At 63.6% G+C, this 26,249-nt stretch carries 26 protein-coding genes and 1 tRNA gene; 7 read left to right on the top strand and 20 right to left on the bottom strand.

The annotated features are described in order from the left end of the window. From GCU68_RS10290 to GCU68_RS10320, 7 genes are all read right to left on the bottom strand, one after another. A complete protein-coding gene (locus GCU68_RS10290; protein ID WP_152941325.1) occupies nt 1–369 on the bottom strand; it encodes a HalOD1 output domain-containing protein in 369 nt (122 codons plus the stop codon). A gap of 107 nt (nt 370–476) precedes the next feature. Beyond that, nucleotides 477–2,021: a thermosome subunit alpha gene (thsA, locus tag GCU68_RS10295; RefSeq protein WP_152943695.1), complete on the bottom strand. Its 1,545-nt coding sequence runs from the start codon at nt 2,019–2,021 to the stop codon at nt 477–479. 510 nt (nt 2,022–2,531) lie between these two features. Beyond that, nucleotides 2,532–3,299, bottom strand: a complete 768-nt coding sequence (locus tag GCU68_RS10300) for a proteasome assembly chaperone family protein (RefSeq protein WP_152941327.1) — start codon at nt 3,297–3,299, stop codon at nt 2,532–2,534. Between the two features lie 6 nt (nt 3,300–3,305). After that, nucleotides 3,306–3,485 (bottom strand): RNA-protein complex protein Nop10, encoded by a 180-nt coding sequence (locus GCU68_RS10305; RefSeq protein WP_152941329.1) that lies wholly within the window; start codon nt 3,483–3,485, stop codon nt 3,306–3,308. A gap of 3 nt (nt 3,486–3,488) precedes the next feature. After that, nucleotides 3,489–4,289 carry a translation initiation factor IF-2 subunit alpha gene (locus tag GCU68_RS10310; RefSeq protein WP_152941331.1) on the bottom strand — a complete coding sequence of 267 codons (801 nt, stop codon included), beginning with the start codon at nt 4,287–4,289 and terminating at the stop codon, nt 3,489–3,491. Further along, nucleotides 4,286–4,459, bottom strand: a complete 174-nt coding sequence (locus GCU68_RS10315) for a 30S ribosomal protein S27e (protein ID WP_008162761.1) — start codon at nt 4,457–4,459, stop codon at nt 4,286–4,288. The genes GCU68_RS10310 and GCU68_RS10315 overlap by 4 nt, the downstream gene beginning before the upstream one ends. A 5-nt stretch (nt 4,460–4,464) precedes the next feature. Continuing rightward, nucleotides 4,465–4,746 carry a 50S ribosomal protein L44e gene (locus GCU68_RS10320; RefSeq protein WP_152941333.1) on the bottom strand — a complete coding sequence of 94 codons (282 nt, stop codon included), beginning with the start codon at nt 4,744–4,746 and terminating at the stop codon, nt 4,465–4,467. Nucleotides 4,747–4,911: 165 nt separating this feature from the next. On the opposite strand from GCU68_RS10320, the gene GCU68_RS10325 reads away from it, so the two are divergent. The 3 genes from GCU68_RS10325 to GCU68_RS10335 all read left to right on the top strand — a co-directional run bounded on the left by GCU68_RS10325 (nt 4,912) and on the right by GCU68_RS10335 (nt 9,096). Next, nucleotides 4,912–8,157: a nitric-oxide reductase large subunit gene (locus tag GCU68_RS10325; protein WP_152941335.1), complete on the top strand. Its 3,246-nt coding sequence runs from the start codon at nt 4,912–4,914 to the stop codon at nt 8,155–8,157. A gap of 72 nt (nt 8,158–8,229) precedes the next feature. Further along, nucleotides 8,230–8,496: an HAH_0734 family protein gene (locus tag GCU68_RS10330; protein ID WP_152941337.1), complete on the top strand. Its 267-nt coding sequence runs from the start codon at nt 8,230–8,232 to the stop codon at nt 8,494–8,496. Nucleotides 8,497–9,021: 525 nt separating this feature from the next. After that, nucleotides 9,022–9,096, top strand: a tRNA-Met gene (locus GCU68_RS10335). Between the two features lie 149 nt (nt 9,097–9,245). Here GCU68_RS10335 and GCU68_RS10340 read toward each other — a convergent pair. From GCU68_RS10340 to GCU68_RS10385, 10 genes are all read right to left on the bottom strand, one after another. Then, a complete protein-coding gene (locus GCU68_RS10340; RefSeq protein ID WP_193565048.1) occupies nt 9,246–10,478 on the bottom strand; it encodes an ABC transporter ATP-binding protein in 1,233 nt (410 codons plus the stop codon). After that, nucleotides 10,471–11,526, bottom strand: coding sequence for an ABC transporter ATP-binding protein (locus GCU68_RS10345; RefSeq protein WP_152941341.1), 1,056 nt, complete (start codon nt 11,524–11,526; stop codon nt 10,471–10,473). Before GCU68_RS10345 ends, GCU68_RS10340 begins: the two co-directional genes overlap by 8 nt. Then, nucleotides 11,523–12,701 (bottom strand): ABC transporter permease, encoded by a 1,179-nt coding sequence (locus GCU68_RS10350; protein ID WP_152941343.1) that lies wholly within the window; start codon nt 12,699–12,701, stop codon nt 11,523–11,525. Before GCU68_RS10350 ends, GCU68_RS10345 begins: the two co-directional genes overlap by 4 nt. Continuing rightward, nucleotides 12,701–13,669: an ABC transporter permease gene (locus GCU68_RS10355; RefSeq protein WP_152941345.1), complete on the bottom strand. Its 969-nt coding sequence runs from the start codon at nt 13,667–13,669 to the stop codon at nt 12,701–12,703. Before GCU68_RS10355 ends, GCU68_RS10350 begins: the two co-directional genes overlap by 1 nt. A 74-nt stretch (nt 13,670–13,743) precedes the next feature. Continuing rightward, nucleotides 13,744–15,555, bottom strand: a complete 1,812-nt coding sequence (locus GCU68_RS10360; protein ID WP_193565049.1) for an ABC transporter substrate-binding protein — start codon at nt 15,553–15,555, stop codon at nt 13,744–13,746. A 336-nt stretch (nt 15,556–15,891) separates the two neighbouring features. After that, the gene (hpt, locus tag GCU68_RS10365; protein ID WP_152941347.1) at nt 15,892–16,461 is read right to left on the bottom strand and encodes a hypoxanthine/guanine phosphoribosyltransferase; all 570 of its coding nucleotides are present in this window, start codon (nt 16,459–16,461) and stop codon (nt 15,892–15,894) included. A 172-nt stretch (nt 16,462–16,633) separates the two neighbouring features. After that, complete coding sequence (locus GCU68_RS10370; RefSeq protein WP_152941349.1) at nt 16,634–17,218, bottom strand: DUF7344 domain-containing protein; 585 nt, start codon at nt 17,216–17,218, stop codon at nt 16,634–16,636. A gap of 183 nt (nt 17,219–17,401) precedes the next feature. Beyond that, complete coding sequence (gene coaBC, locus GCU68_RS10375; protein ID WP_152941351.1) at nt 17,402–18,604, bottom strand: bifunctional phosphopantothenoylcysteine decarboxylase/phosphopantothenate--cysteine ligase CoaBC; 1,203 nt, start codon at nt 18,602–18,604, stop codon at nt 17,402–17,404. Nucleotides 18,605–18,670: 66 nt separating this feature from the next. Then, nucleotides 18,671–19,405, bottom strand: coding sequence for a competence/damage-inducible protein A (locus GCU68_RS10380; protein ID WP_152941353.1), 735 nt, complete (start codon nt 19,403–19,405; stop codon nt 18,671–18,673). A gap of 56 nt (nt 19,406–19,461) precedes the next feature. After that, on the bottom strand, nt 19,462–20,238 hold the full coding sequence (locus tag GCU68_RS10385) for an NAD(P)/FAD-dependent oxidoreductase (protein WP_152941355.1): 777 nt from the start codon (nt 20,236–20,238) through the stop codon (nt 19,462–19,464). A 120-nt stretch (nt 20,239–20,358) separates the two neighbouring features. Here GCU68_RS10385 and GCU68_RS10390 point away from each other — a divergent pair, with 120 nt between their 5' ends. The 4 genes from GCU68_RS10390 to GCU68_RS10405 all read left to right on the top strand — a co-directional run bounded on the left by GCU68_RS10390 (nt 20,359) and on the right by GCU68_RS10405 (nt 23,705). Beyond that, nucleotides 20,359–20,880: an SRPBCC family protein gene (locus tag GCU68_RS10390; protein ID WP_152941357.1), complete on the top strand. Its 522-nt coding sequence runs from the start codon at nt 20,359–20,361 to the stop codon at nt 20,878–20,880. A gap of 97 nt (nt 20,881–20,977) precedes the next feature. Continuing rightward, complete coding sequence (locus tag GCU68_RS10395) at nt 20,978–22,036, top strand: M20/M25/M40 family metallo-hydrolase (protein ID WP_152941359.1); 1,059 nt, start codon at nt 20,978–20,980, stop codon at nt 22,034–22,036. A gap of 110 nt (nt 22,037–22,146) precedes the next feature. After that, nucleotides 22,147–23,313: a thiolase C-terminal domain-containing protein gene (locus GCU68_RS10400; protein WP_152941361.1), complete on the top strand. Its 1,167-nt coding sequence runs from the start codon at nt 22,147–22,149 to the stop codon at nt 23,311–23,313. Continuing rightward, a complete protein-coding gene (locus tag GCU68_RS10405; protein WP_152941363.1) occupies nt 23,310–23,705 on the top strand; it encodes a Zn-ribbon domain-containing OB-fold protein in 396 nt (131 codons plus the stop codon). Before GCU68_RS10400 ends, GCU68_RS10405 begins: the two co-directional genes overlap by 4 nt. A gap of 6 nt (nt 23,706–23,711) precedes the next feature. Here the strand turns inward: GCU68_RS10405 and GCU68_RS10410 are convergent, their stop codons facing one another. The 3 genes from GCU68_RS10410 to GCU68_RS10420 all read right to left on the bottom strand — a co-directional run bounded on the left by GCU68_RS10410 (nt 23,712) and on the right by GCU68_RS10420 (nt 26,224). Then, nucleotides 23,712–24,668, bottom strand: coding sequence for an alpha/beta fold hydrolase (locus GCU68_RS10410; RefSeq protein WP_152941366.1), 957 nt, complete (start codon nt 24,666–24,668; stop codon nt 23,712–23,714). Nucleotides 24,669–24,737: 69 nt separating this feature from the next. After that, nucleotides 24,738–25,811: a methylmalonyl Co-A mutase-associated GTPase MeaB gene (gene meaB / locus GCU68_RS10415; RefSeq protein ID WP_152941368.1), complete on the bottom strand. Its 1,074-nt coding sequence runs from the start codon at nt 25,809–25,811 to the stop codon at nt 24,738–24,740. Beyond that, nucleotides 25,808–26,224, bottom strand: a complete 417-nt coding sequence (locus GCU68_RS10420; RefSeq protein WP_152941370.1) for a cobalamin B12-binding domain-containing protein — start codon at nt 26,222–26,224, stop codon at nt 25,808–25,810. Before GCU68_RS10420 ends, meaB begins: the two co-directional genes overlap by 4 nt. Nucleotides 26,225–26,249: the final 25 nt, after the last annotated feature.

A 26,249-nucleotide genomic window follows, 5' to 3' on the forward strand; every position in this document is an offset into this window, starting at 1 on the left:
CTACGAACGAGGCGGGGTGTCGACGCTGCAATCCGGCTCGATGACGATCTGGCCATCGGCGCGAACCGTCACGGTACACTCGTCGAACGGAAACGTGATCGAGCCGTCCCCGGCCCGTGACTCCGATTCGTACCAGTCGACGACGAGCGTGTTCAACGCGTCGGGATCGACACGCGTCGACAGCGACTCGAGATCGTCGGGGCTGACGCCGACGATTACGGCGACGGCCATCACGACTGCTGTGCTTGCGGGCTCGTAATCGGTGACGGCACACCGTGTGTGATACGTCCCGCGGTCCGCATCGTAGGAGACGGGCCACTCAGCAGCGTCCGCGACCGGCGCATATCGATCTCGAGTTGTTTTTGACATGATACTTTCGTGAATACAATACGTTAACACTTAACAGTATTGGCCCGGATCCGTCTCGTCTCGATCGCAGTCTCCAAAAAAGCGGATGACGGTACCGAACGGCGGCGTTATTCGGCGGCGATGACGTCGTCGATGCGGACGATCATCGTCGCAGCTTCGGTCGCGCTTTCGACGGCTTCGCGTTTGACGTCGGCAGGGTCGACGACGCCGTGTTCGAAGGGATCGTCGATCGTGACGTCCTCACCGGTGGTGATCAGGCCGGCACGGCCCTCGGACTCGTGGGCGGCACGAAGGTCCACGAGTGCGTCGATCGGGTCCTGGCCGGTGTTGGCGGCGAGCGTTCGGGGCACGATGTCGATCGCATCGGCGAAGGCCGTCACAGCGAGCTGCTTGCGGCCCTCGATGCCGGCGGCTTCCTCGCGGATCTTATCCGCGATCGCAATCTCGGTTGCACCTGCACCGGGGACGACCTCGCCGGAGGCGAGTGCCGTCGCGACGACGTCGAGTGCGTCACCGATGGCGCGCTCGAGTTCGTCGACGACGTGTTCGGTGCCACCGCGGACGAAGACGGTGACGGTCTCGGCTGCTGCGCCGCCCTCGACGAACGCGAGGTCGTCGTCGCCGAAGTTCTCGGCGCGAATGCGGTCGGCTGCACCGAAGTCGTCTTCCTCGAGGTCCTCGAGGGCACCGACGCGGCGAGCGCCCGTCGCGGAGACGATGTCTCGAGCGTCGCTGTTGCCGATGTTCTCGAAGACGAGGATGCCTTCCCCGGCGAGATAGGAGGAGACGCGGTCGTCGACGTCGTCGGTCGTGAAGACGACGTCAGCACCGCTCTCGGCGAGCTGTTCGGCGTAGCCGCGAACTTCGCTCTCTTCGGCGTCGATCGCCTGGTTGAGCTGGTCGATCGAGTCGATGGCGTACTCGGCGTCGATCTCGCCCGTGCGGACGCCGAGTTCGACGTCGAGGACGGCGATCGATGCGTCTTCGACCTCGCGAGGCATGCTGCTGTGGGCTGGCTCCTCGTCGAGGACGATACCGGGGACGAGTTCCGTCGCGTTCGAGGACGCGCCGATCTGGGTGTGGACAGCGACGTTGTCGCGGGCGACGCCGTCGTCAGTTTCGACGTGGCGAATCGCTTCGACAACTGTCTCGGCCAGCGATTCGGCGGTGAGACCGCCGGTTCCTTTACCAGTCATGCTCGACTGGGCGACCTGTTTCAGGACCTCGTCGTCGACCTCGGCCTCGTCGACCTGTTCGGCGATCGCCTCGAGGGCGATTTCGGACGCTTCGTGATAACCCTCGACGATCGTCGTCGCATGGACATCCTGTTCGATGAGGTCTTCGGCCTCGCCGAGCAGGTTGCCGGCGATCACGGCTGCCGTCGTCGTTCCGTCTCCGACCTCTTCTTCCTGGGATTCGGAGACTTCGACGATCATCTGGGCTGCGGGGTGTTCGATATCCATCTCGTTCAGAATGGTCGCCCCGTCGTTGGTGATGACGACCTCGCCGCCGGAATCGACGAGCATCTTGTCCATCCCGCGAGGCCCGAGTGTCGTCCGTACAGCCTCGGCGACGGCCTTGCCGGCCATAATGTTCGACGACTGGGCGTCGCGACCCTGCGTTCGCTGACTATCCTCGCTCATGATGAACATAGGCTGTCCGCCCATGCGTCGCTGTTGTGCCATGGTTGAAACCTCACTAACTATGTCGTCAGCACTTCTATATAAATCTTTTGCTACCACCGTCGCTCCGTCTGGCGATTGCCCGCTCTCAAGGAAGGACCGCCGTCATCGCGTCGTGGCCCCCTCGCCGAGTAATCTCAGTGTTGAGTCACAAAGTATATACCACCATTCTTGTCTCACTACTGTATGGTTCGGTATCCTGATGGGCGGTGTCCTGATTGTGGGGAACGATTGTTCACGCGAATCGATGGGTCCGTTCGCTGTTCGAACTGCGTCTCGCGTTCTACATCGGACAGCTACGACGCACTTCTCGACGGCTGTCGTTCGTAAGAGCTGTTCGGATATCCGTCATTATGCCCGCTCGATCACGTTCGACAGTCGAGAATCGTTCGTCTCGAGCAGTGACTGTCCCGCAAGCTGGTCGCTGGCTCCGCTGATCCCATAGTCGTACTTGTTCGAAACGAGACCGGCGAGAACGGACTAACCGATATACCGCAGGTCGTCGTCCGTCGGGACGTCCATCTGCTGTTGTTGTTCCATCTCCTGGATCTTCCCCATGACGTCTTCCATCTCGTCGGCGCGCTCGTCCAGCGACTCGTAGTCGAGTTCGAACCCGAGCATGTCCTCGAGGACTTCGAGGACCGCGCGTGCGCTTTTGGGATCGACCAGGTAGCCGCTGGTCTCGCCCATCAGACAGACGGCGTCGAATCCGCGGCGTTCGCCCAGCCCGAGCAGCAGGCCGGAGACACCGACGATGCCGCCCGCTGGCTCGTCGTCACGGAACTCGACGCCGACATCCTCGAGTTCCTCGAGCAGCGATTCGTCGCTGACGGCACCGACGACGGCGTACTCGTCGATGAGTTCGCCGGTCGGGATGCCACCGAGTGCGTACACGTCATTCGCACCGAACTCCTCGGCGATGTCGAGGAAGGCGTCGGTCAGCACGTAGTGGCCCTCGTTGGTCTGTGCCTGATGATCACCAGTCAGAAGCAGGAGATCACGGCCGTCGGGAACGGAGACGGCGTACAGCTCCGCACAGGTAAGCTCAGAGACACCGTCTTCGACGCTGACCTGTGGGGGAAACTCCGTGGAGTAGAGTCGACGAACGAGCGTACTCTCTCCCTCGAGTTCCTCGAGCAGGTGCTCGACGGCGAGGCTTCCAACGTGTCCGACACCAGGCAACCCCTCGACGAGTACGGGGTCGTCTAGGTCGACCTCGGCGACTGCGTCGATCTCGAGTTCGTCCATACCATATCAGCGATGGCGACGTTTAAGAGCGCGTCGGTACTCGCCGTGGGGATCGTTCGGATCGAACGGGGCCGGGGCGCTGTTTTCCGCCGGCTCACCGCACTCCGGACACGTCTCAGAAAGGGTATACACCGGGCAGTCGTGCGCCGCGCGCCACGCCGAACACACCCGGATATCCGACTTCATGCGTTACTCGTCGTCCGTCCGTCGCTCGCGGTGGTACTCGCCCTCGCCGCCGTGGCCCTCGATGGCTGCGACCGCGCGGCGGGCGCTTTCCTCGAGTTGGGATTCGGCGGTTTTGTAGTTGGGCGCTTTCACTTTGATGCGGTACTCGGGAGCACCGACATAGCTGACCTCGAGATCGACTTCTTCTGGCACCTCGCCGTTGCCTTCGGCCGCTTCGAGCGCCTCGCGGATGCCGTCGACACCGCTTGGCGATGGGTTCTCCAGGTCGACGTAGCCGGTGACGTTGACGTACGGCACCGAGACGTTCTCGCGGGCCGTCTCGACGAGCGAGTCGATCTCCTCGCTCGAGAGGTCGGTCCCCTCGAGGGCTTCCTCGCCGTGGATTGCGGCCTGTTTGAACCCGTCGTAGAGGCTTCCGTGCGCACCGATCAGTTCGTTGGCGATCGCGGTGTACGTCTCGTCGTCGACGTCCTCGCCGAGCGCGAGGCCCATCCAGTTGTCGGCCTTCTGCTCGTTTTTCCACTCCTGGATCTTGTCCGAGCGCTGGTGGTCGTTGACGTCTTTCAGCGAGAGATCGATCTGCTCGTGGGACTCGTCGACATCGAGGACCTTGCAGACGACGATCTGTCCCTCGCGAACGTGATCGCGGACGTTCTTGATCCAGCCGCTGGCGACCTCGGAGATGTGGATCAGGCCGCGCTTGTCCTGGTACTCCTCGAGATCGACGAAGACACCGAAGTCCTCGATTTCGTCGATCTTACCGACGACGAGTTCGCCGGGATCGGGCCACCCGCTGTATTTCATCGTGACTCGACTGTTTCTACGATCTCGTGGTCGATCTCGGCTTTGCCGCCAGTCGGTCGCGCAAGCGTCGTGCCACAGACGGCACAGGCGACCTCCGTGGAGGCTTTACCGAAGACGGTCTGTTCGTTCTCGCAGTCACTGCATCGGACGCTGTAGAAATTTCCTGCCATTGTAATCACTCCTGGAACTCGAGTCGGCCGGCGCGCCATCCTTCGCGGAGATGGGCTTTGCCACACTCGCTGCACCGGTACTTGAGGTTGGTCTTCTTCGTTGGCTTTTCGCCACCCGGCACTTTCGAGAAGCGACCGGAGTTACCGATAGTCGCGCTGTTGCGCCGCGTTCGGCGAGCGTCCCATTTCATCCCGGAGGAACGGCCGGATCGGGCCTTCTCGACTTCGTGTTCGTGGTGTTCGTTACAGTGCGGGCAGTACGTATTGAATCGGCGTGGCATCTGCATGGTTATCTCACTTGGCGTGGGCTAAGACAGCGCTGTTTAAAACCCGTTTGGTTCGTCGTCGAGCGATCACGGTCGTAGGCCGGATAAGATGCAGGCGACTGACGCGTGTACTATTACCACGTATATCGGTGTTTGGTAGCACGATACGAGGTGTGGAACACGACGATGGAACTCTCGGCTATCGTACCGAACACCGACGTCTTCCGTGATCGTGACCGTCCGCCGACCGACTCCATGAGAACTCATCTCGAGACGGGTGCCGAAACCGTCGGTGATCTCTCGAGGCGGGTTCGAACCACTGCGTCGACACGGGTCCGTGAGACGGCTCAAAAGCGGGCGACCGACGCCGTCGAACGAGTCGTCGACGACCTGCTCGAGCGATCGATCAGGCGGAACCACAAGGAGTTGCTCGACGAGTCGTCTCTCGATGCGGCCGGCGACCTCGGCTCCGACGGGGCCGATCCGCTCGACCGTGCGCTCGAGCGCTTCCTGTGGCGGTACGGGCTCGACGAAACGAGGCTGGACGACCGCACGCTCGAGGCGATCCGCCACCGATTGGCGGCCACCGAGTTCGATATGGACGGCGACGACGTGCTCGAACGAATCCTGTCCATGCGGGACTCGGGACTGAATACGGAACGCGCGTCAGATACGGGATCGGACGATCCGTTCGCCGACGCGTGTACGCAACTGCAGGCCCACCTTCGCGGGACGGCCGATCGCTCCATCGACGACGTACTCGAGGACGTCCTCGAGCGCGATGCGATTTCGGTCGCACACGATGTCGAACGCGTCCTCATGGAGGATATCCCATCAATCGCCACCGCGCTCGAGTCCGAACTGGGGGCGACGGCAAATGGAAACGGACCGACGCCAGCGGACGCAGCGTCGACCGATCCGATGCGGGCGACCCCGACGCCGACTACGGCCGGCGGTCGCACAGGAGGGCTCCGGTCGGCCGCCGCGATGGGAGTCGCGGCGACGATGCTCCGCGCCGACGACGGCGGCCTCGATCCCGCGGTCGCGAGCGCGGTGTCGAACCTCTCTCGAGGCGGTCCCGACGCCGTGTCGATCGACCGCCTCTTCGACAACCTGCTCCCGGTGTTGATACGGACCGGCGTCGAAAGCGACCGGGGCCTCGAGGTGCTTCGGTCGACGTCGACCAAGTCACTGGCGCTCGTGAGCCTGTTCGTCGCCAACCTCGTAGCGATGACTCTCGGGGCCTGGATCTCCCGGAAGAAGGCCCCACCGATTCCCGACGAGATTCGCGGTCCGGACGGCGACGTCGTCGTGACCGACGAGCAAGTCCGCCTCGGGAAGCAGGCGTTTCAGGCCAACGGCCTCATGAACCACGGGTCGATTCTGGGCAACGGCTCGTACTTCGGGGTCGACCTCACGGCTGACGCCCTCGAGTTGAAAGCCGAGTACATGCGCGCGTACTACACTCGAGAGCACGGTGTCGAGTCGGTCGACGCGCTCGATGACGCCGACCGGGCGACCGTCGAGCGACGTGTCGAACGGGAGCTCGACGCCGACGCGCCCGAGGGCTCGATCGCCGAGTACTCGGCGGCAGAAGTCTACGCCCACCGTCGTCTTCGAGCGGCGTACGTCGACCGGTACTACGGGGGATCGCCCGAGCGCGGAATCCCACAAGGGTACGTCGACTCCCCGGAACAGGCCGAACGGATCGCCGACTTCGCCTGCTGGACGGCGTGGATGGCCCACACGAACCGCCCCGGATCGGACCACTCCTACACGAACGACTGGCCGTACGTGCCCGGGACCGGGAACCGACCGACTGGACAGGTCGTCGTCTGGAGTACGATCAGCGTCGTCCTGCTCATCGCCGGCGGCGGGATCGGTGTCTGGGCCTACCACGCCTTCGACGTCGCTGAGCCGACGACGGATCTCGTCGACGTACCCTCGCCCGATTCGGTGACGGTCACACCGGCCCAGTACGCTGCGGCGCGGTACGTCCCCGTCGCCGGCGCGCTGTTCGTCGTTCAGACGCTTGCCGGGGCCTTGCTGGCTCACTACTACGTCGAGCGGACCGGCTTCTACGGCATCGGTGACGCGCTCGGCATCGACATCGTCTCCGTACTGCCGTTCTCGGTCGGACGGACGTGGCACGTCAACCTCGGTATCCTCTGGATCACGACGCTGTGGCTCGCCGGCGGGCTCTTCCTGCCGGGACTGTTCAGTGAGCGGGATCCGCCGTGGCAGGCCGAGGGCGCGACCGCACTGCTTGGTGCCCTCGTGACTATCACGGTCGGAGCGTTCGCGGGCGTCTGGCTCGGAACTCGCGGCGCGTTCGGCTCGCCCGGATCCGGTGATTCGGACGGCGACCTCTGGTGGTGGCTCGGCTCCGAGGGCCTCGAGTACCTCGAGGTCGGCCGAGTCTGGAAGCTCGGACTGCTCGCCGGCTTCGCCACCTGGACGGGATTGGTGCTCCGTGCCGTCCGACAGCTCGAGGAGCCGCCGACGGGGCTGGGACACTTCATGACCTACGCCGGCGGCTCCATCGCGTTGCTGTTCGCAGCGAGCATGCTCTACACGCCCGAGACGAACATCGCCGTGACGGAGTTCTGGCGCTGGTGGGTCGTCCACATGTGGGTCGAGGGTGTCTTCGAGTTCTTCGTCACCGCCGTTATCGCCGCCGCGCTGGTCTCGATGGACCTCATCGAAAAAGCCGACGCGGAGACGGCGATTCTCTTCGAGGTGTTCGCGATCATGGCGGCGGGAATCGTCGGCGTCTCCCACCACTACTGGTGGGTCGGCCTCCCCGACATCTGGGTGCCGATCGGCACGACGTTCTCGACGCTCGAGTTCATTCCGCTGGTGTTCGTCCTCTATCGGAGCCTCGGCGAGTACCGTTCGTTGAAAGCCCGCGGTGAGGAGTTTCCCTACACGCTGCCCTTGCTGTTTATCCTTGGCAGTAGCATCTGGAACTTCGTCGGCGGCGGCGTACTCGGGTTCTTCATCAATCTGCCGTTGATCAACTACTACGAACACGGCACCTACCTGACCGTCGCCCACGCCCACACGGCGACGTTCGGCGCGTTCGGTCTGCTCGCGCTCGGGCTCGGAACCTACATCCTGCGGGTCGTTACGCCCGAAGCGGCGTGGAACCCGACGTGGTTCCGCGGCGCGTTCTGGCTGACGAACGTCGGACTCGTGATCATGACCGTCGCCTCGCTGCTCCCGATCGGATTCGTGCAGTTACAGACGTCGTATCAGGACGGCTACGCCGCCGCCCGGAGCCTCGAGTTCTACGACCAAGACCACGTGCAGACGCTGCTGTGGGCGCGAACGCTCGGTGATACGCCGATGATCCTCGGTGCGCTCGCCTTTACCGTTGGGGCGATTCGCCACCTCTGGAAGGCGCGAGGGCAACCGACCGAAACCGGCTGAGCGTCGACTTCGCACGTCTGGGTCGGCTCAGACTCCGAAGCGCTTAATCCGTTCTCGCGAGAATCCAACGGCATGAAGCAGCTCATCATCCACGGCGACCCAGGAATCCGAAAAGGGGCCATCATCAACTACGACGGCGAGGAGCTGATCTGTTTCGGCATCAACCGAAACGGAGAGTGGCACGGCCCCGAGACGGTCCAGCTGTGGTGTACCGTCGGCACCGAAGACGAGTTCGGCGATTACGAGCGACGAAACTACACGCCTCACTTCCTCGATGTGGACCGGGTCGACGCCGACGCCGTCGATGTCGTCCGGCCGAAAGGCGATCTGGCAGTCTGATACGGATAGTCATCCGGACGGCTCGCGTCTCGAGACGAGCGTGGAGACACGCGACGCGCCTCAACAGTGGTCGTGGCGCACTACCGAAGCAACGGTGGACGCCCTGTTTTCATATTACTCAAACGTCACATAGTGAACGATGCACGCCGGGATTCTCGTTCCGACCGACGGTGGGGAGCGGATCGACGACGTAGTGGACTACGCGATCGAACCGTCGAGCAGTCTGCGGCGACAGTCCATACGCTCGCGGTCGTCGACGAACGCGTCCTCGCCGATCTCGACGGTGACCTCGAGCAGTCTGTCGCCGAGACACTCGGTTTCCTTCCCCGTGCGTCAACGTGTGCGACTACGACGGTTACGACACGTTCAGGAACCGGAATCGATACTCGAGCGTACACGTGGTACCTGTGGTCTGGCAATGACCTGTGGTCGCAGTGTCGGTGACCGGATCGAGCCTAACGGTACAAACCCCCATACGGCGACCGAATCACAACCCTTAATTAGTGCACTCCGTTATGATGGGATAGCGGGATGGGATAGCCAGGAGATTCCGGCGGGCTCATAACCCGCAGACCGGTAGTTCAAATCTACCTCCCGCTATATTTTGGCGTTCACAACTCCGTGAGCGTCATGTATAGCACAGGCGGTGGTGACCCAGACGGCACTCTCACTTCGTTCGAGTGCCGGTGTAGCGCAACTCTTAGAGACTCGGCGAAGAAAACGAGCGCAGCACACAGTGGTCAAACGGTTCAGTCGTGTCGAAGACAGGCCGCGTCTTGCCCCGCCTCTGTCACCTCGAGCGACGGCGCGCGCCGTTCACAGGGGGTGGCGAACTCGGTCGCGAGGAGGGCGGCAGCGCGGTCCGGATCGCCCGCGGCGATCTGCTCGAGCGCCGTTTCGAGGACCGCGTCGGCGCGATCGTCCTCGAGTTGGGCGGGGAGGGAAAACGTCTCGCGAAGTGTTGTAGTCGATGCCCTCGCCTCGCCGTCGACAGTCTCGTTCGCAAGGTGCTGGCGCAGGTCCATGATACGCCGCCAGATGCGTTGCTCGATGTCGTAACCGTCCGGCTGGATGACCTCGGGACAGCGGGTGTGGAATCGACAGCCACTCGGCGGGTTCGACGGACTCGGAACGTCACCCGTAAGTGAAACAGCCGTGCCGCGGTCTCGCGGATCAGTCGTCGGAATCGACGCCAGCAACGCTCGCGTGTAGGGATGCTGGGGGTCAGTGAACACGTCCTCGGTGGGGCCGCGTTCGACGATCTCGCCAAGATACATGACGGCGATTCGGTCACAGAGTTGCCGAACGACGCCCAGATCGTGGCTGATGAGGACGATGCTCAAGCCGACCGATGCCTGCAAGTCGGCTAACAGCGCCAAAATCTCGGATTGCACCGAGACGTCGAGTGCGGCGGTCGGTTCGTCGGCGACGAGCAGGTCCGGGTTCACCGAGAGCGCGCGGGCGAGTCCGACGCGTTGTTTCTGTCCGCCGCTGAGTTCGTGCGGATAGCGCTCGGCGTCCGCAGCCGACAGCCCGACGCGCTCGAGGAGGTCCGCGACGATTTCGCGGCGACGCGTCGCCGCCGTCAATCCCTGTACGAGCAGCGGTTCGGCGATCGCATCGCCAACACTCATCCGCGGATCGAGACTCGAGTCGGGATCCTGAAAGAGCAACTGTGCGCGACGCCGAAACCGCTTGCACGCCGCGTCGTCGAAGGCCGTCACGTCCTCGCCATCGAAGACGACCGTGCCGGCAGTTGGCTCCTCGAGTCCGAGCAGCGCTCGGGCCGCAGTCGACTTTCCACAGCCGCTCTCACCGACGAGACCGACCGTCTCGCCCGGATAAACGTCGAAATCGATGCCGTCGACAGCGCGGACACGACCAGTCTCTGTACCCAGCAGTCCGTCGGTGAGCGGATAGTGTTTCGTCAGATTGCGAACCGACAGCAGCGGCTGGTCGTCCTCGGGACGTCCGTCAGTCACGCTCGTCACCTCCGTCTGTCCGTTCGGGAGCGCGCGACCGGCTTTCTGAGGCGGTCTCGAGGACCGTCGGCTTGGTCGCCGTTTGGTAGTGGAGACACGACACCGCGTGGTCCTCGCCGACGACCGACTCGAACGCCGGCTGGTCGCCGGTCGAACAGTCGTCGACCGCGTACGGACAGCGGTCGTGAAATCGACAGCCCGACGGCGGCGCGGTCGGATTCGGGAGTGAACCGGGAATTCCCCCGAGCGAGCCGCGGCCGGGGAGACACTCGAGCAGCGCCCGCGTGTACGGATGGCACGGCGTATCGAAGACGTCGTAGACGGTGCCACGCTCCATCACCTTGCCAGCGTACAGCACGACGACGCGGTCGGCAATCTCCGCGACGACGCCCAGGTCGTGCGTGACGAACAGCATCGCGAGTCCGAACTCCGTTTGGAGTTCCCTTAGGAGCTCGAGGAGCTGGGCTTGCGTCGTCACGTCGAGCGCCGTCGTCGGTTCGTCGGCGATGAGCAGGTCGGGCTCGCAGGCCAGCGCCATTGCGATGAGCACGCGTTGTTTCATCCCGCCGCTTAGCTCGTGAGGGTACGCCTCGAGTCGCTCGCTCGCATCGGGGATGCCGACGCGCTCGAGCAGGTCGACCGCTTCGGCGCGAGCGGCCGTGCGGGAGAGATCCCGGTGGAGGTCGATCGCCTCGCGGAGTTGCCAGCCGATCGTGTACACCGGATTGAGCGCGTTCTGTGGGTTCTGGAAGACGTGACTGATGTTCTCGCCGCGAATATCGGCGAGTTCGTCCTCGGTACAGTCGGTCAGCTCGATGCCGTCGAAGACGACCGATCCGCCGGTGATCTCTCCTGGTGGGCGCTTGAACAGTTGGGTGATCGACTCGCAGGCCACCGTCTTGCCGCTGCCACTCTCGCCGACGAGACAGACCGTTTCGCCGCGTCGAACGGTGAAGTCGATCCCATCGACTGCGGTGACAGTGCCGTCGTCGGTGTGAAACGCCGTCTGCAAGCTCTCGACAGCGAGCAGTGGGTCAGTTTGGCTCATCGAGCACCACCCATCGATCGCGGATCGAGCGCGTCTCGGAGCGCGTCACCGATGAAGTTGAACGCGAGGACCGTCCCAAAGAGGAACACGCCCGGAATCGTCGAAATCCACCACGCGTACTGAAGGTCGTCACGGCCGGCTGCGATGAGCGCACCCCACGACGGGGTGGTGGGGTCGCCGAGTCCGAGAAACGAGAGACTCGCCTCGAAGAGGATCAGACTCGGGATCAACAGCGTGGTCGCGGTGATGACGCTGTTCGAGACGTTCGGCAGGAGGTGGCGACGCATCGTCCAGGCGCTACTCGCGCCGGCGTTTTTCGCCGCCAGCACGTACGGCTCGTCGCGTCGCTGGAGGGCTTCGCTGCGAACGATTCGAGCGATGTTTCCCCAACCCAGCAGTCCAAAGATCACGATCATGCTGAAGAGACTCCCGCCGTACAGGTAGACGACCACGAGATAGAGGAAAAACGTCGGAAACGTGATCTGGAGATCCACGTACCGCATCAACACCGTATCGACCCAGCCGCCGAAGTAGGCGGCGCTGATGCCGACGACTGTCGCGATGGTCACCGTGATGAACGCGGCGATGAGGCCGACCTGCATGCTCACTTCCATGCCGTAAATAACGGAGACCAAGACGTCTTTCCCTTCGTGAGTGGTCCCGAGTGGATGCTGCCAGGTGCCGTGACAGCGGTCGTTCACGACGGGCCCGATGCAGTCGACCGGGAGCCACGACTCGACCGACGTGAACACGGGTGGCTGATAGGCGTTGCGGGCATCGACTCGAGGTTTCTCGAGTAGCCGCGGCCCGATCGACCCGATGACGAACGTGACGAGCAGATAGCCCAGACTCACGACCGCAGCCGTGTTCTTCCTGAACTGGGCCCAGTAGTAGGCCGTCATCCGCCGGTGTTCCGATAGCGCCAGGAGAGCAAAGACGGCGATCGTCAGCAGCGTTAGGACATAGAGCCACTCCAGTGGTCCCACGGCGCCGAGCGATGGAAGCACGTCCGTCTTCGAAGCGAGCAAGAAATCGTAGCCGATACATGCAACGACGAGCGCGTACGCGCTCGCGATGAGGAGTGTACTGCGTGAGACTGCGCGACCGTTGGCGTCGATCTCATCCCAGTCGACGTCTTCGAACGTCTCTCGAGAACGCGGTGTGTCGTCTGTCATCACCGATCACTGTAGTCGATACGCGGATCGAGCATCGTGTACGCGATATCCTGTGCCAGGTTTCCGATGATCGTCAGAAACGCTGGCACGAGGACCGTCCCGACGACCAGCGCTGTATCCTGATTGACGATCGCTCGATAACTGAGCGTTCCGAGCCCCGGAATGCCGAACACGACTTCGATCAGATACGAGGCGACGAAGACGATGCCGACCAGATCGCCCACCAGAATCGTCGCGAGTGGCACCGCCGCCGGGCGAAAGATATGCCGAAACAGGAGCCGTCGTTCGCCGACGCCTTTCGCCGTCGCCGTCTTGACGAACGCCGCTTCGACGTACTCGAGCGCCTCTGCACGCGAGTAGCGCATCAGACTCGCCACGGAGGTAAGCGTCAGGACCGTCACCGGCAGGAGCAACTGCTTGACGTTCGCGTACGAAACCGTCGCGACGCTGGTATCGAAGAGGATCGGTACCCAGCCGAGCGTACCACCGAAGACGACGAGCAAGACGATCGCAAACCAGAAATCGGGGATGCTCAGCCCGAAGAAGGCAAACGCCGTCGCCGCGTAATCGCCTCGAGTGTACTGATGTGTCGCGGAGTAGAGGCCGATAGCGATCCCGAGGATCGTCGAGAGGAAAATCGATGGGACGGCGTACATCATCGAGTACGGGATCGCCTCGGCCATCGCCGTTATCACCGGCTGTGATCGGGTTTCGGACCAGCCCCAGTTCAGCGAGACCATGTTCGTCATGAACTCGATGTACTGGACGGAGATCGGCTGATCGAGTCCGTGATACCGTTCGTACGCGTCGCCGACGCTGTTCGGGTCCTGTCCGGCCTGTGCGGCCTGAAACTGGAGTTCTGTCAGTTGCGTCTCCGGCGTAAAATACAACAGGAGAAACGTCAGCGACAGGATGAGTAGCGCTGCGACGATCGCCCAAACTATCCGACGGAGCACGTACACCGCCATGCTCACGGCAACTCACCTGCTATCGTCGAGACGAACTCGCAACTCACGGTTCGAGTGTTCGTTACCTGACCGACTTACGCTTTTTTAAATTTCCAGGTGTGTCGATCCCACTCTTGACCGAACACCGCTTCGGGACCCTCGACAGTGTGTTGGTAGCCGACGATGTTGTCGGTCATGACGACGAAGTTGACCGGCTGGTCTTCGCTGAGAATTCCGAATATGTCCGCCATCGCGTCTGCCCGCTTGCTTCGGTCCGTGGACGTTCGCACGGTGTGAAAACGACTAGCCAGGTCGGCGTCGGGAACGTAGCCGAAGTAGTTCGCCGATGCGCGCTCGGTCCAGAACGCGTCGATCGCCGCCGGTGTCCGCGGATACGTATTAAACGAGTTGCCGTACATCAGATCCCAGTCCATCTCGCTTCGAGTGTTCTCACGAGGGCCGGCGTTGTTCGGGCCGCTGGACCACGGTGGGTCGTCGTCGCCCTGCCACTCGTTTCGGACGTACTGCTGGAGCAGTCGATCGAACGTGACGTCGTCGAACTCGACGTCGATCCCGATCGACGCGAGTTCGTCGCCGATGAACTCCGCCGTCGTCTTGACCGTCTCGCTCCCGCGTGCGTAGGCCATCGTCAGCGTCACCTGTTCGCCGTCGGGGCCGACCAACGTTCCGTCATCGTACCCGTAGTCTGCGCTCAGGTTGTCCTCGAGCAGGGTGCGGGCTGTCGCCGGATCGTAGCTGTCTCCTTCGCCGAACTCGGTGACAGCAGCGGCGTCGTACCACTCCGACCACGCCGGCTGAAACGTCTGTGCCGTCTCGGCGTAGCCGCGGTGGATGGCCTCCGCGATTTCGGTTTTGTCGATCGCCATCGAGAGGGCCTGTCGAACGCCCTTCGTCCGGAGTTCCGCCCACCCGTTCATCCGCTGGTTGTAGGCCAGAATTCGCAGATACGGGAAAGGGACTTCGGTGACGTCGATATCGGGGTTGCCTTCGAATCGTTCGACGCGATTCGACGGAACGGTGGTTTCGGTGACCTCACCCTGCTCGAAGGCAGTCAGTCGCGTACTCTGCTCGTCGATCGACCGCCACGAGAACTCGTCGAAGTTGGGGCTCTGTTGCCACGCGTCGATCTGCTCGTCGGTGACGAACGACGGAAACTCCTCGGCGTCGAGTTCTCGCATGTAGTAGCTGTCGTTCCGAGTCGCGACGAACTCGGAGCCACGTTCCCACCGCTCGAGCGTGTACGGGCCGAGATTGCCCGTGTAGGCGAGCTCCTGTATCTCCTCGTCCTGATCGAGTCCGTCCCCATCCCGATCGTCGACGTACGGCTCGAGGAGTCCCTTCGGGAGACAGTACGCTCCCCACAGCGTCGGCTCCATCGGCCAGTCAGCGTTTGGCTCCTCGAGTTCGATCTGGAACTCGAGGGTGCCGGTGGCTTCGACCCTGATGCCGTCCCAGTTGCCCGCGGCCGCCGACAGCGCCCAGTTGTCCGGCCCTTGGTGGACTTCCTGAATCATGTAGACCCAGTCTTCGGCCGTCATCTGGCCGTAGCCAGCACCCCACTCGAGGTTATCGCGGAGGGTGGCAACAAACACCGTCGCGTCGCCGCTGTCCTCGAGATCGAGCCACAGTGGAAACAGATTCAGTTCGGGAGTGATCGCGTACGCACCGTCCATCGTCAGTCTGAGACGGGCGTTCGTATTGTCGTCTGCAACCTGGATTACGTTCATCGACTCGGGGTCGGTACTGTCGGCTACCGTGTACCTGACGGTGCCGTCGTCGTCACCTCCCAGACAGCCAGCAGCTCCCGCAAGCCCTGCTGTAGCCACCCCCTGAAGAATCCGTCGGCGAGTTACAGTCACCGTCTCGTGACTGTATTCTTGACCCATGGTGAGTTATGTGAAATGAAGATATAAATATGCATTGTCCTAATTTACATAGTAACTTATCTGTTACTAATAGGTCTTCTCGGCGGTCAAACGGCTGTATATCGGCATTCTGTATGCTCACGTGTCACAATCCGAATGTATTTTCAGATAGAGGACACTCTATATGTACGCATCAGAAAAAATATATGATGAGTGATCGAACGGCTACGCTGTCCGGACTGTTGGATGCCGACATTGCCGAAACGAGGAGTCGACTCGTAGGTCATACGGTCTGCTGTACCGATGTACCGCCGATCTCCAGCGGCGGGGTCGGTAATTTGACGACAGCAGTCCGTATCAGTCGTCGCCGTCTTCGTCGATGATGACGACCTCACCGTCGATAACGTCGACGTTGATCAACGTCTTGATGTCGTAGCCGGCGTCCGCAGCCTTGTTCTCGCCGCCGACTTTCTTGATGACGGCAACGGTGTCGATGACTTCGGCACCGATCTCCTCGAGCGCCTCGAGGACCGAGGCGAGCGTGCCACCAGTCGAGAGGACGTCGTCGAGGACCAGCACGCGCTCGCCCTCGCGGACGTCGTTGATGTACATCTCGTTCTCCGAGTAGCCCGTCTGCTGGGAGATCGCGACTTCGTCTTCGAGCCCATACTGGCGCTTTCGGATGACGGTCAGCGGGATGTCGGTCATCAGCGAGACCGCGGTCGAAATGTGAATCCCCATCGCTGCGGGGGTCACGATCCGGTCGACGTTTTCGAGTTCGGCTTTGCGGATGATTCGGATGACGATCTCGCGGAGCAGGCCCGGGTCGAGTTTCGGGACGCCGTCGCTGATCGGGTGGACGAAGTAGTGATACCCGTTTTTCTCGATGATCGGCGCCTCGAGAAGTGACCGCTTCAACTGATCCATGTCGTGGGTCGGTCGGTAGTGGAGTAAAAGTTGACGATCCATCGGAAGCGAGACATCCTCACGGTCACACCCTCGAGCGCCGTTGTGATGGTTGCCCGAGGGGCGCAGCGGTTGGTCGGTCCGGTCAAGACGCGAGGCGGCGCTGAGAGACACCTCGGATCGGGACGTCCGTTCAGTCGTCGCTGCCGTAGCTGAGTTCCGGCGGCTGGTCGCCGTGGCCGAGTCGCATGTTGCGTTCGTGGTAGATGTGTACAGCGGCCGTCGTCGTCACCGTCACAGCGATGATCCCTGTCCAGGTCAGATTCGAGAACATCGTCAGCGGATAGATCTCGAGCCACAGGGCGGCGACCAGCGCACAGCTAATCGCGCCGAGCGAAAGATAGAGTTCCCGCCAGGCGAACTCGTGGCCGGGAACGATCTCGAGATAGATACTGAGGTCCTGCGTTCGCTCCGTGGCCTCGATGACACCGTTGTCGGAGTCGAACAGGAGGATTCCGGACTGATCCATCTTCGGGAGATGGGTCTGCTGGAGCGTCGTGTAGACGCGTTTTCGTTGTTCCGGTGTGACGCGTTCGGGCGTCGTTTCGTACTCCCACGCGGCGACCTGCTGGGCGAGGTCGCCGAGTTCGACGGGACGGCTGTCCTGTTTGAGATACTGGAGAACGTAGCGCCGTCGCTGGTTTCGCAACACTTCGAAGATTTCGCCTTTCGACAGCGTGCCACTGTCGTCCGGCCGGGTGGTGTGTCGTTGTGCCACCGCAGATCACCTCAGGGGGACGGCAGTCGCCGCCCCGCCGATCGATTCCTCGTCGAGAGTCAACGCTGGGTCCATTCTGAAAGAGACATCCCCCATTGAAACCGGTCGCATACCTGTTAATTCGTCCGACGAACGCCTCCTATATAACATCCGTGTCGGGATTATCAGTCCGGATATTCTGCCTTACGCGTCGCCGACGATGGCGGCGATCGAGTCGGCGATTTCGCCGCCCAACTCCGCTTTCGGTCCCTCGTAGCGAGCCACGTCTCGCTCGTGGACGAACAGCGCTTTCGTCGCATCCGCACCCATGACGCTCGCATCGTTGGCGACGACGAACGCCAACTCCGCGCGCGACAGCGTCTGGCGTGCCTGCTCGATCATCGCCGCTTCGTCGCCCGACGTTTCGGCTTTGAAGCCGACGATCGGCAGCTTGGGGTGGTCAGCTCGGAGTTCGTCGATGAGCTTCGGTGTCGGCTCGAGGTCGAGCGTGAGGTCCTGTCCCGACCGGATCTTTTCGTCGCTTCCCGCGACGGTGTAGTCGCCGATGGCGGCCGCCGACACCAGCGTATCCGCGTCCTCGCAGGCCTCGCGAGTCGCCTCGAGCATCTCGGCGGCGCTCTCGACGGGGCGCACCGTCGCGTATGGGAGCTCGCCGTTCGGGTGGACGCCGTCTCGCATCACCGGCTGTGGGCCGACGACGCCGTGGACCAGCGTCACGTCGGCTCCGCGAGCGTAGCAGGCCTTCGCGACGGCGCGGCCCATCTTTCCCGACGAGCGGTTCGTCAGCACGCGCACGGGATCGATCGCCTCGCTCGTCGCGCCGGTCGTGATGACGATCTGGTTGCCCGCGAGCGATCGCTCGCCGGCGACTCGAGCGACGTCACAGACGATCGCCTCTTCGCTTGCGATTTTGGCTTTCCCCTCCTCGATACGCGGGTCGACGAACTCGACGCCCCAGTCGGCGACGGTGTCGATGGCCTCGAGGACGCCGGGGTGGTCGTACATCGGTTCGTGCATTGCGGGGGCGATGACGACCGGCGTGTCGGCACCGAGTGCGGTCGTGGCACACGTCGTAACGGGGGTGTCGTCGACGGCCCCGGCGATCTTGCCGACGGTGTTGGCCGTCGCGGGCGCGATCAGGAAGACGTCGGCCCAGCCGTCGTATCCACAGAGCTCGACGTGTTCGACGCGTCCCGTGATCTCCGTGACGACATCGTTGTCAGTTGCGAACTCGACGGCCCAGGGGTGGACAATTCCCTGTGCACTGCCGGTCATTACGCCCCGAACGTCGGCACCCTGTCGTCGCAACTCGTGGGCCAGTTCGACTGTCTTGACGGCAGCGATCGAGCCCGTCACCCCGAGCGCAACGTTGACTCCCTCGAGCATTCGTCTGCTAGTCTCTCTCGGGGTGTGTTAAGCGTAGCGAGGCGTCGCCGCGCTGCGTGGCGATAGCTACTCGTCTTCGACGAGTTTGATCCGCTCAGCCAGCCACTCGAGGGCCGCGTCGACGGTTGCGGGATCGGTACCAGTCACCTTCAACCGATTTTGTCGCTCCGTGGCCGGATAACTACCGATCGTCACGTCGAACCGCTCGCGAACGCCGTCGATGGCTTCGGTCATCGTCCCCTCCGGCTGGGGCGTGTACGCGACTTGCGAGATCGTCTCACCATCGAACTCCGCGGCGACCTGCTCGAACAGCGCCTGCATCTCCGCTGGCACGCCCGGGAACGCGTAGACGCTCTCGAGCACGCAGCCGGGACAGAGCCCCTCCGGATTTAGCAGGGGTCGGCTCCCAGCGGGCAGCGCCGCCCAGGCCTCGACGTCGAAGTCGAGTTTTGCAGCCGTAACCGTCTCGGGATCGAGGTCCCGGTACGCCGCGACGGTCTCGACGACGTCCTGCTTGACGGCCTCGTCGACGACCAACTCGCGGTCGAACACATCTGCAAGCGCGTCGGCGGTGACGTCGTCGTGGGTGCCGCCGAGGCCGCCGGTCACGATCACGGCGTCGACGTCGGTCGTCCACTCGTCGATCGTCGTCGCGATGCGGTCGCGGTCGTCCGGGATCGTCAGGATTCGGTCGACGGTCGCGCCGCTGTCGGTCAGCCGAGCCGCGAGCCACTGTGCGTTCGTGTTCGCGATGTCCCCGGCAAGTACTTCGTCGCCGACGGTGAGGATGGCGACCTCCATCGGTCGAATCGACGCACGCAGTCAGCAAAAGGATACGGTTGCGTCGTCTGGCTGACTTAGTCCTGCTCGACGCTCGGATGCATCGTCGGCCGTTCGTCGAGCGGCTCGGCAAACGCCTCGAGCATCCGTTCTCGAGCCCGTTCGTCGCGCTTTCGCCGTTCCTCGTCGCTGATCTCCTCACAGCCCGGCGGCACCTCGCGCCCGCGGCCGGTGAAGTAGCCCTCGGAGGCGACCCAGTCGTAATAGAAGTTCGCGTCGGAGTCGTGGATCACGGCGAGCGCGACTTTCGCGCCGTGGCCGGCCGCGACGATGGCCTGATGGGGCTCGTTCGCGAGTCGGCCCGCGGCGTAGATGCCGTCGACGGCCGTCCGGCCGGCGTCGTCGACCGAGACGAAGTGTTTGCTCCCGCGCTGGATGCGCCCGACGTCGAGCGGGACGAGATACTCGCTGTCGGCCCACGAGGCCGCGATCACGCGCCGCGCATCGAGTGGCTCGCCGCCCTCGGTCTCGAGGACGAATCCGGCCTCGAGATCGGACTCGTCAACCGGCTCGACGCGCGTGACGCGCCCGAGTTCGATCGTCGTGCCTGCGGTCTGGGCCTGTTCGCGCGTCAGGTCCAGATACCGGCGGGCGTCGACGCCGTCGGGAAAGCCGGGGTAGTTCTCGAGGCTGGCGTTGCGCTCGAGGATCGATCCGTCGCTGGACTGTGTCCGGCTGTTCGGGGGAGTTCGTCCCCCGCTATCGATGACCAGCGTGTCCAGTCCCGCACGCGCCGTGAAAATCGAGGCGGCGAGGCCAGCGACGCCGCCGCCGACGATACAGACGTCTCGCATATCCCGGCGTTTCGAGTGGGCGATATAGAAGGTGCCGACTCTCGGTTTCTGTCCAGTCGTGTTCGTCGCTTGAACTGTCCGGATGGCAACTCTTACTTTTCGAGCCGTCGTACGGGCCCTGTGGATCGAATTCTCCTCAGTACGCTCGCCTATCGCTCGCCCGAGGAGGTGTTTCCCTACGTCCAGTCGTTTACCGACTACCCGCGGTACACGGACCACTTACAAGAGGTTCGCGTCCACGGGGACGGTGGCGTCGGCTCCGTCTACGACCTCCGGCTGACGTGGTGGAAGCTCAGCTACACTGCCCGTTCGAAGGTGCTCAGCATCGACGCTCCCCACTCCCTCGAGTGGGAACTGATCAACAACCTCCACGCCCACGGCGAGTGGCGCGTCGAACCGGAGCCCGAGTCGGCTCCCGATGGGGTCGAGACGGCGAGTCGGATCTACTTCGAGGCCGCCTACGATCCGTATTCGGCCGACAAAAGCGTGCTGTCGCTGCCGCGGTTCGTCTCGCTCGATTGGGTCGTTCGGAAGGTCAAACCTAAGCTGCTGGCCGAAGCCGAGACCGTCGTCGAACGGCTAGTCGCGGATATTGAAGGCCAACAGCGAGCCGTCGAGTTGACCGTTCACGAGATGCCGTAGCCTCTCGGCGGTCGGACGGCTGGCGCTAGCTGCACACGACGCCACGAGCGCTCGAGGAGTGGCCGTATTTTTCACTGCGAGGAACAATACGCCGCGTATGGACAACCAGCGACGACAGTTCCTCGATGAGTTGCTCGAGACCGCGACACCCTCGGGGTTCGAAACGGCGGGCCAGCGCCTGTGGATCGAGTACGTCGAGGAGTTCGTCGACGAAGTGCGAACTGACGAGTACGGAAACGCCGTCGCCGTCGTCGAGGGCGGCGAGCCGTCGGTCGCGCTGACGGGCCACGGCGACGAAATCGGCTTCATGGTGCGAGATATCGAGGACGACGGCATGCTTCGAATGACCGCGATCGGCGGCTCGGACCGAACGGTTTCGAAGGGCCAGCACGTCCGCGTCCACACTTCCGACGGCGTGGTTCCGGGTGTCGTCGGCCAGGCCGCGATTCACCTCCGCGACGCGGACGACGAGTCGATCGACGACATCGACGAGCAACACGTCGACATCGGGGCTGCCGACGCGGACGAGGCGGCAGAACTCGTCGAGCGCGGCGATCCGATCACGTTCGACCAGACGGTGTCCGAACTGGCGAACGACCGCATTGCGGCCCGCGGACTCGATAACCGAATCGGTATCTGGGCCGCGGCGGAAGCGCTCCGCCGGGCGACAGCACGCGACCTCGAGGCGACGATCTACGCCGTGTCGACGGTTCAGGAGGAAGTCGGCCTTCAGGGGGCGAAGATGGTCGGGTTCGACCTCGATCCCGACGCGGTCGTCGCGGTCGACGTGACCCACGCTACGGACGCGCCGGGAACGCCGTCGGCCCGGAAAACGGGTGTCGAACTCGGCGCGGGGCCGGTCGTCGTCCGCGGCAGTGCGAACCATCCGCGCCTCGTCGATGCTATCCGAGACGTCGCCGACGCGGCAGACATCGACGTGCAGCTACAGGCCTCGGGGAACCGAACCGGGACGGACGCCGACGCCTTTTACACCTCCCGCGGCGGGATTCCGTCGGCGAACATCGGTGTTCCAAACCGCTACATGCACACGCCCGTCGAAGTATTAGATCTCGATGATCTCGACGCCGTCGCGGACCTGCTCGCCGAATTTGCCGCCGTCGCCCACGAACACGAGTTTTCGGTCAACGTGCGATAATCGCGTGCAAGCGCGGCGGCGTTTGTCGTCGCGAGGTATCCGATACGTGTGTCTTTTACGATGTGGACACAACCGCGGAGTATTAACGGGATGACCTGTTAGACGTGTGTATGAGTAACGTGCGTGTCGCAGGTGTCGGGTTAACGCCGTTCGGAAGTACTCCCGAACGGACCGGCCGGGACCTCTTCGCGGAAGCGAGTATCAAGGCGTTCGAAGACAGTGGCGTCCCGCGTGACGATGTCGACGCCCTCCTCTATGGCAACTTCATGGGCGAACTGTCGGAACATCAGGGCCATCAAGGGCCACTGATGGCCGAAGCCGCTGGTATCCAGGCACCGGCGACTCGCTACGAGTCTGCGTGTGCCTCGAGCGGGGCCGCGGTTCGGGACGCGGTGATGCGCGTCCGCAACGGCGAAGACGACGTCGTCCTCGTCGGCGGTGCCGAACGAATGACCAACCTCGGCACGGCGGGCGCGACGGAGTCGCTTGCGATCGCCGCGGACGACCTCTGGGAGGTCCGCGCCGGAACGACGTTCCCCGGGGCGTACGCGCTGATGGCGCAAGCGTACTTCGACGAGTTCGGCGGCGAACACGAGGATCTGGCCCACATCGCGGTCAAAAACCACGAGAACGCATTGACTAACGACAAAGCTCAGTACCAGCGCGCGATCGAGGTCGCAGACGTCCTCGAGGCCCCGCAGGTCTCGAGTCCGCTCGGCCTGTACGACGCCTGTCCGATCTCCGACGGCGCTGCGGCCGTCGTCCTCACGAGCGAGGAATACGCCGACGAACACGACCTCGAGGCACCCGTCGCGATCACGGGCACCGGACAGGGCGGCGACCGCATGGCCCTCCACGACCGCGAGCACCTCGCACGCTCACCTGCCGCCCGCGAGGCCGGCGCGGAGGCCTACGCCGACGCCGGCGTCGACGCGACTGACGTCGACCTCGCGGAGGTCCACGACTGCTTTACCATCGCCGAAGTGCTGGCGCTCGAGGCGCTCGATCTCGAGCCGATCGGCGAGGGAATCACGGCAGCTCGGGACGGTCGAACGACGGCCGACGGTGAGACGCCGATCAACCTCTCGGGCGGCCTGAAAGCGAAGGGACACCCAGTGGGTGCGACCGGCGCCTCCCAGATCGCCGAGGTCGCGAAACTGCTCGCTGGAACACATCCGAACAGTTCGGCCGTCGAAGAGGCGACGACCGGCGTTGCCCACAACGCGGGTGGGACGGTTGCCAGTGCAACGGTTCACGTGCTGGAGGTGGTCGAATGACGGACCCCGAAACCGGCGTGCAAGACGCCGGCTTCGACGACTGGCTCGACGCCACCGAAGAGGGCGACGCGTACTACCTCGAGTGTGCCAACGGCCACGGCTCGCTCCCGCCGCGGCGGGTCTGTCCCGACTGCGGTTCGACGGACCTCGAGGAAGTTCCGCTGCCCGAGACGGGCGTGATCGAGACGTTCACCGTCACGCACGTTCCGACGCCGGCGTTCGAAGACGACGCACCCTACGCGACGGCCGTCGCCGACTTCGGTCCCGTGGCGCTTACGGGACAGGTCGTCGGCATCGATCTCGACGCGATCGAGACCGGCCTCGAGGTCGCTCTCGAGATCACGGTTTCGGAGACGACAGGCAAGCGCGTGATCGGGTTCAGTCCGGTCTAAAACGAACTACTCTTTTGTCGGTTGGTCGCCGTCAGCGCCGACGGATGATAGCTCCGCGGTCAGATACTCGACGAACTTCTCGGGGTGTTCGGCGTGGGGCAACAGCGTCGCGTAGTCGATCACGACGAGTTCGAGGTCGGCCGCGTCGGCGAGGTTCCGACCGTCACGCAGCGGCACGAGTTCGGCATCACGGCCCCAGACGAGCGTGGTCGGCGTCTCGAGGGCGGCGAGTTCGGTCTGGAGGTCGAAGTCGGGATCGAGCGTGCCGGACGCGAAGGAGGCGGGCGCGTAGCGGGCGCCGGGCTGGTGGGCGCTGTGCCAGGCGTACTCGATCGTCTCGTCGTCGACTCGAGACGCGTCGTAGTAGCCGTCGCGGTCGTAAAAGTAGCGAATCGAGGGCTTGCTCGCGAGCAGATTAAAGAGCGTCGTCCCGACGATAGGCGTCCGAACGAGGGTTCGCAGCCACGGCCGCTCAGTGGCGGTTTCGTCGGTTGGACAGATCAACACGAGCTGTTCGAACTCGCTCTCTGTGGCGGCGTCGACGGCGAACGCGCCCGTCAGCGAGGAGGCGACGACGATCGGCTCGTCCGTAACGTCGCGTGCGAAATCGCGGATGAACTCGGCGTACAGCATCGACGAGTAGACCAGCGGCGGCCGCTCGGAGCGACCGAAGCCGGGGAGATCGACCGCGATCACGTGGTAGTGTTCGGCCAACTGCTCGACGATCGACGCGAACTCCTGGCTGCTCGCGGCGGCGTGAATCCCGTGACACAGGAGCATGTCCGGGTCGTTGGGGTCGCCGGCGACTGTGTAGGCCGTCTCGATCCCACGCCAGCGATACGTCCGTTCGACGCCGACGATCGGGTTTTCGAGGTCAGTCGCACGGTTCGCCAGCAGCCGGTTCCCGAGGACTGCCGTGCCGACGGCACCGACCGCTGTACCGAGCACTGTTCGGACGTTCATACCTGTCAGTAGATCGCCACCGTTCTTCAACCTGCGGTTTGGGTTCAGAATCTGCCGGCGAGAAATCCGCTACGTGTTCTCGACGCCGGCCTCGAGTTCGTCGATACAGTCTTCGACGGGGGTCAGCAGTTCGTCGGCGATCGTGTACGGATCGGTCTCGCCGTTGCGGACGGCTTCGGCGAGGTCGTCGATCCCGCCAGCGGCCGCGAGTTCGTCCTCGAGGATGTCGTGGACGTCCTCGCGCAGGAGGGTTCGGATCTCCTCGGCATAGCGCTGTCGAACCTTCTGGGCGTGGGTGCCGGAGTCGATCAGATACGTCTGGTGGTTCGCGAGTTCCTCGATGAACGTCTCGACGCCGTCGCCGTTCGTGGCGATGGTTTCGACGATCGGCGTGGTCCAGCGCTGCTCCTCGTCGGCCGTGTCGCCCCAGTCGTCGGCGTCGCCCATCGCATCGGCGCCGTGGTGGCCAGTTCCGCCAGCCCCGAGGCCACCGCCGCTGCCGAGGTGGATCATTTCTTGGAGTTCCTGGACGGTCCGGTCGGCACCCGGCCGGTCGGCCTTGTTGACGACGAAGACGTCGGCGATCTCCAAGATGCCGGCTTTCAGCGTCTGGATGTCGTCGCCCGAGCCCGGCGGGACGAGCACGGCGACGGTATCTGCAGTCCGGACGATATCGATCTCGTTCTGGCCGGCACCGACGGTCTCGATGATGATCTTGTCCTTGCCGAAGGCGTCCATCGCCTTGACGGCGTCTGCGGTCGCCGTCGAGAGGCCACCGAGCGTGCCGCGGGCACTCATCGAGCGCACGAAGACGTCCATGTCGCCCACCGACGACGCCATCCGGATACGGTCGCCGAGCACCGCACCGCCGGAAAACGGCGACGACGGATCGATTGCGATCACGCCGACCGTCTCGCCGCGTTCTCGGTAGGTCTCGGCGAGTTTGTCGACGAGCGTCGACTTGCCCGCTCCCGGTGAGCCGGTGATCCCAACGACGTCGGCGTCGCCGGTATGGGCATAGAGCGCCGACACGAGCTCTCGGTACCCCGGCGAGCGGTTCTCGATCTTCGAGATTACTCTGGCCAGCGCCCGGTGTTCGCCCTCGAGCAGCCCTTCGAGTAAGGCAGCGTCGTCCGCGTTCATCGCTCGGGGGCGTTCTCGCGGACGAACTCGATCGTCTCTTCGATCGACGTCCCGGGACCGAAGACGGCCGCGACGCCCTGTTCTTTGAGTTCGTCGCGGTCTTCATCCGGAATGACGCCGCCGGCGAGGACGAGTGTGTCTTCTTTCGCGCCGTACTCCTCGAGTCCATCCATGATCTTCGGGACGAGCGTGTCGTGAGCGCCCGAGAGAATCGAGATGCCGAGGACGTCGACGTCTTCCTGGACGGCCGCCTGAACGATCTCGTCCGGCGCTTTGTGCAGGCCGGAGTAGATGACCTCGAAGCCGGCGTCACGGAACGCACGGGCGATAACGTGTGCGCCACGGTCGTGACCGTCGAGCCCTACTTTCGCGACGAGACATCGAATCGACTCCTGCTCCTGTTCGCTGCTCATACCACTACTTCCCGAGCCGCCTGTT

It is taken from the genome of Natronorubrum aibiense, assembly GCF_009392895.1.
In the GTDB taxonomy this organism is placed as follows: Archaea; Halobacteriota; Halobacteria; order Halobacteriales; family Natrialbaceae; genus Natronorubrum; species Natronorubrum aibiense.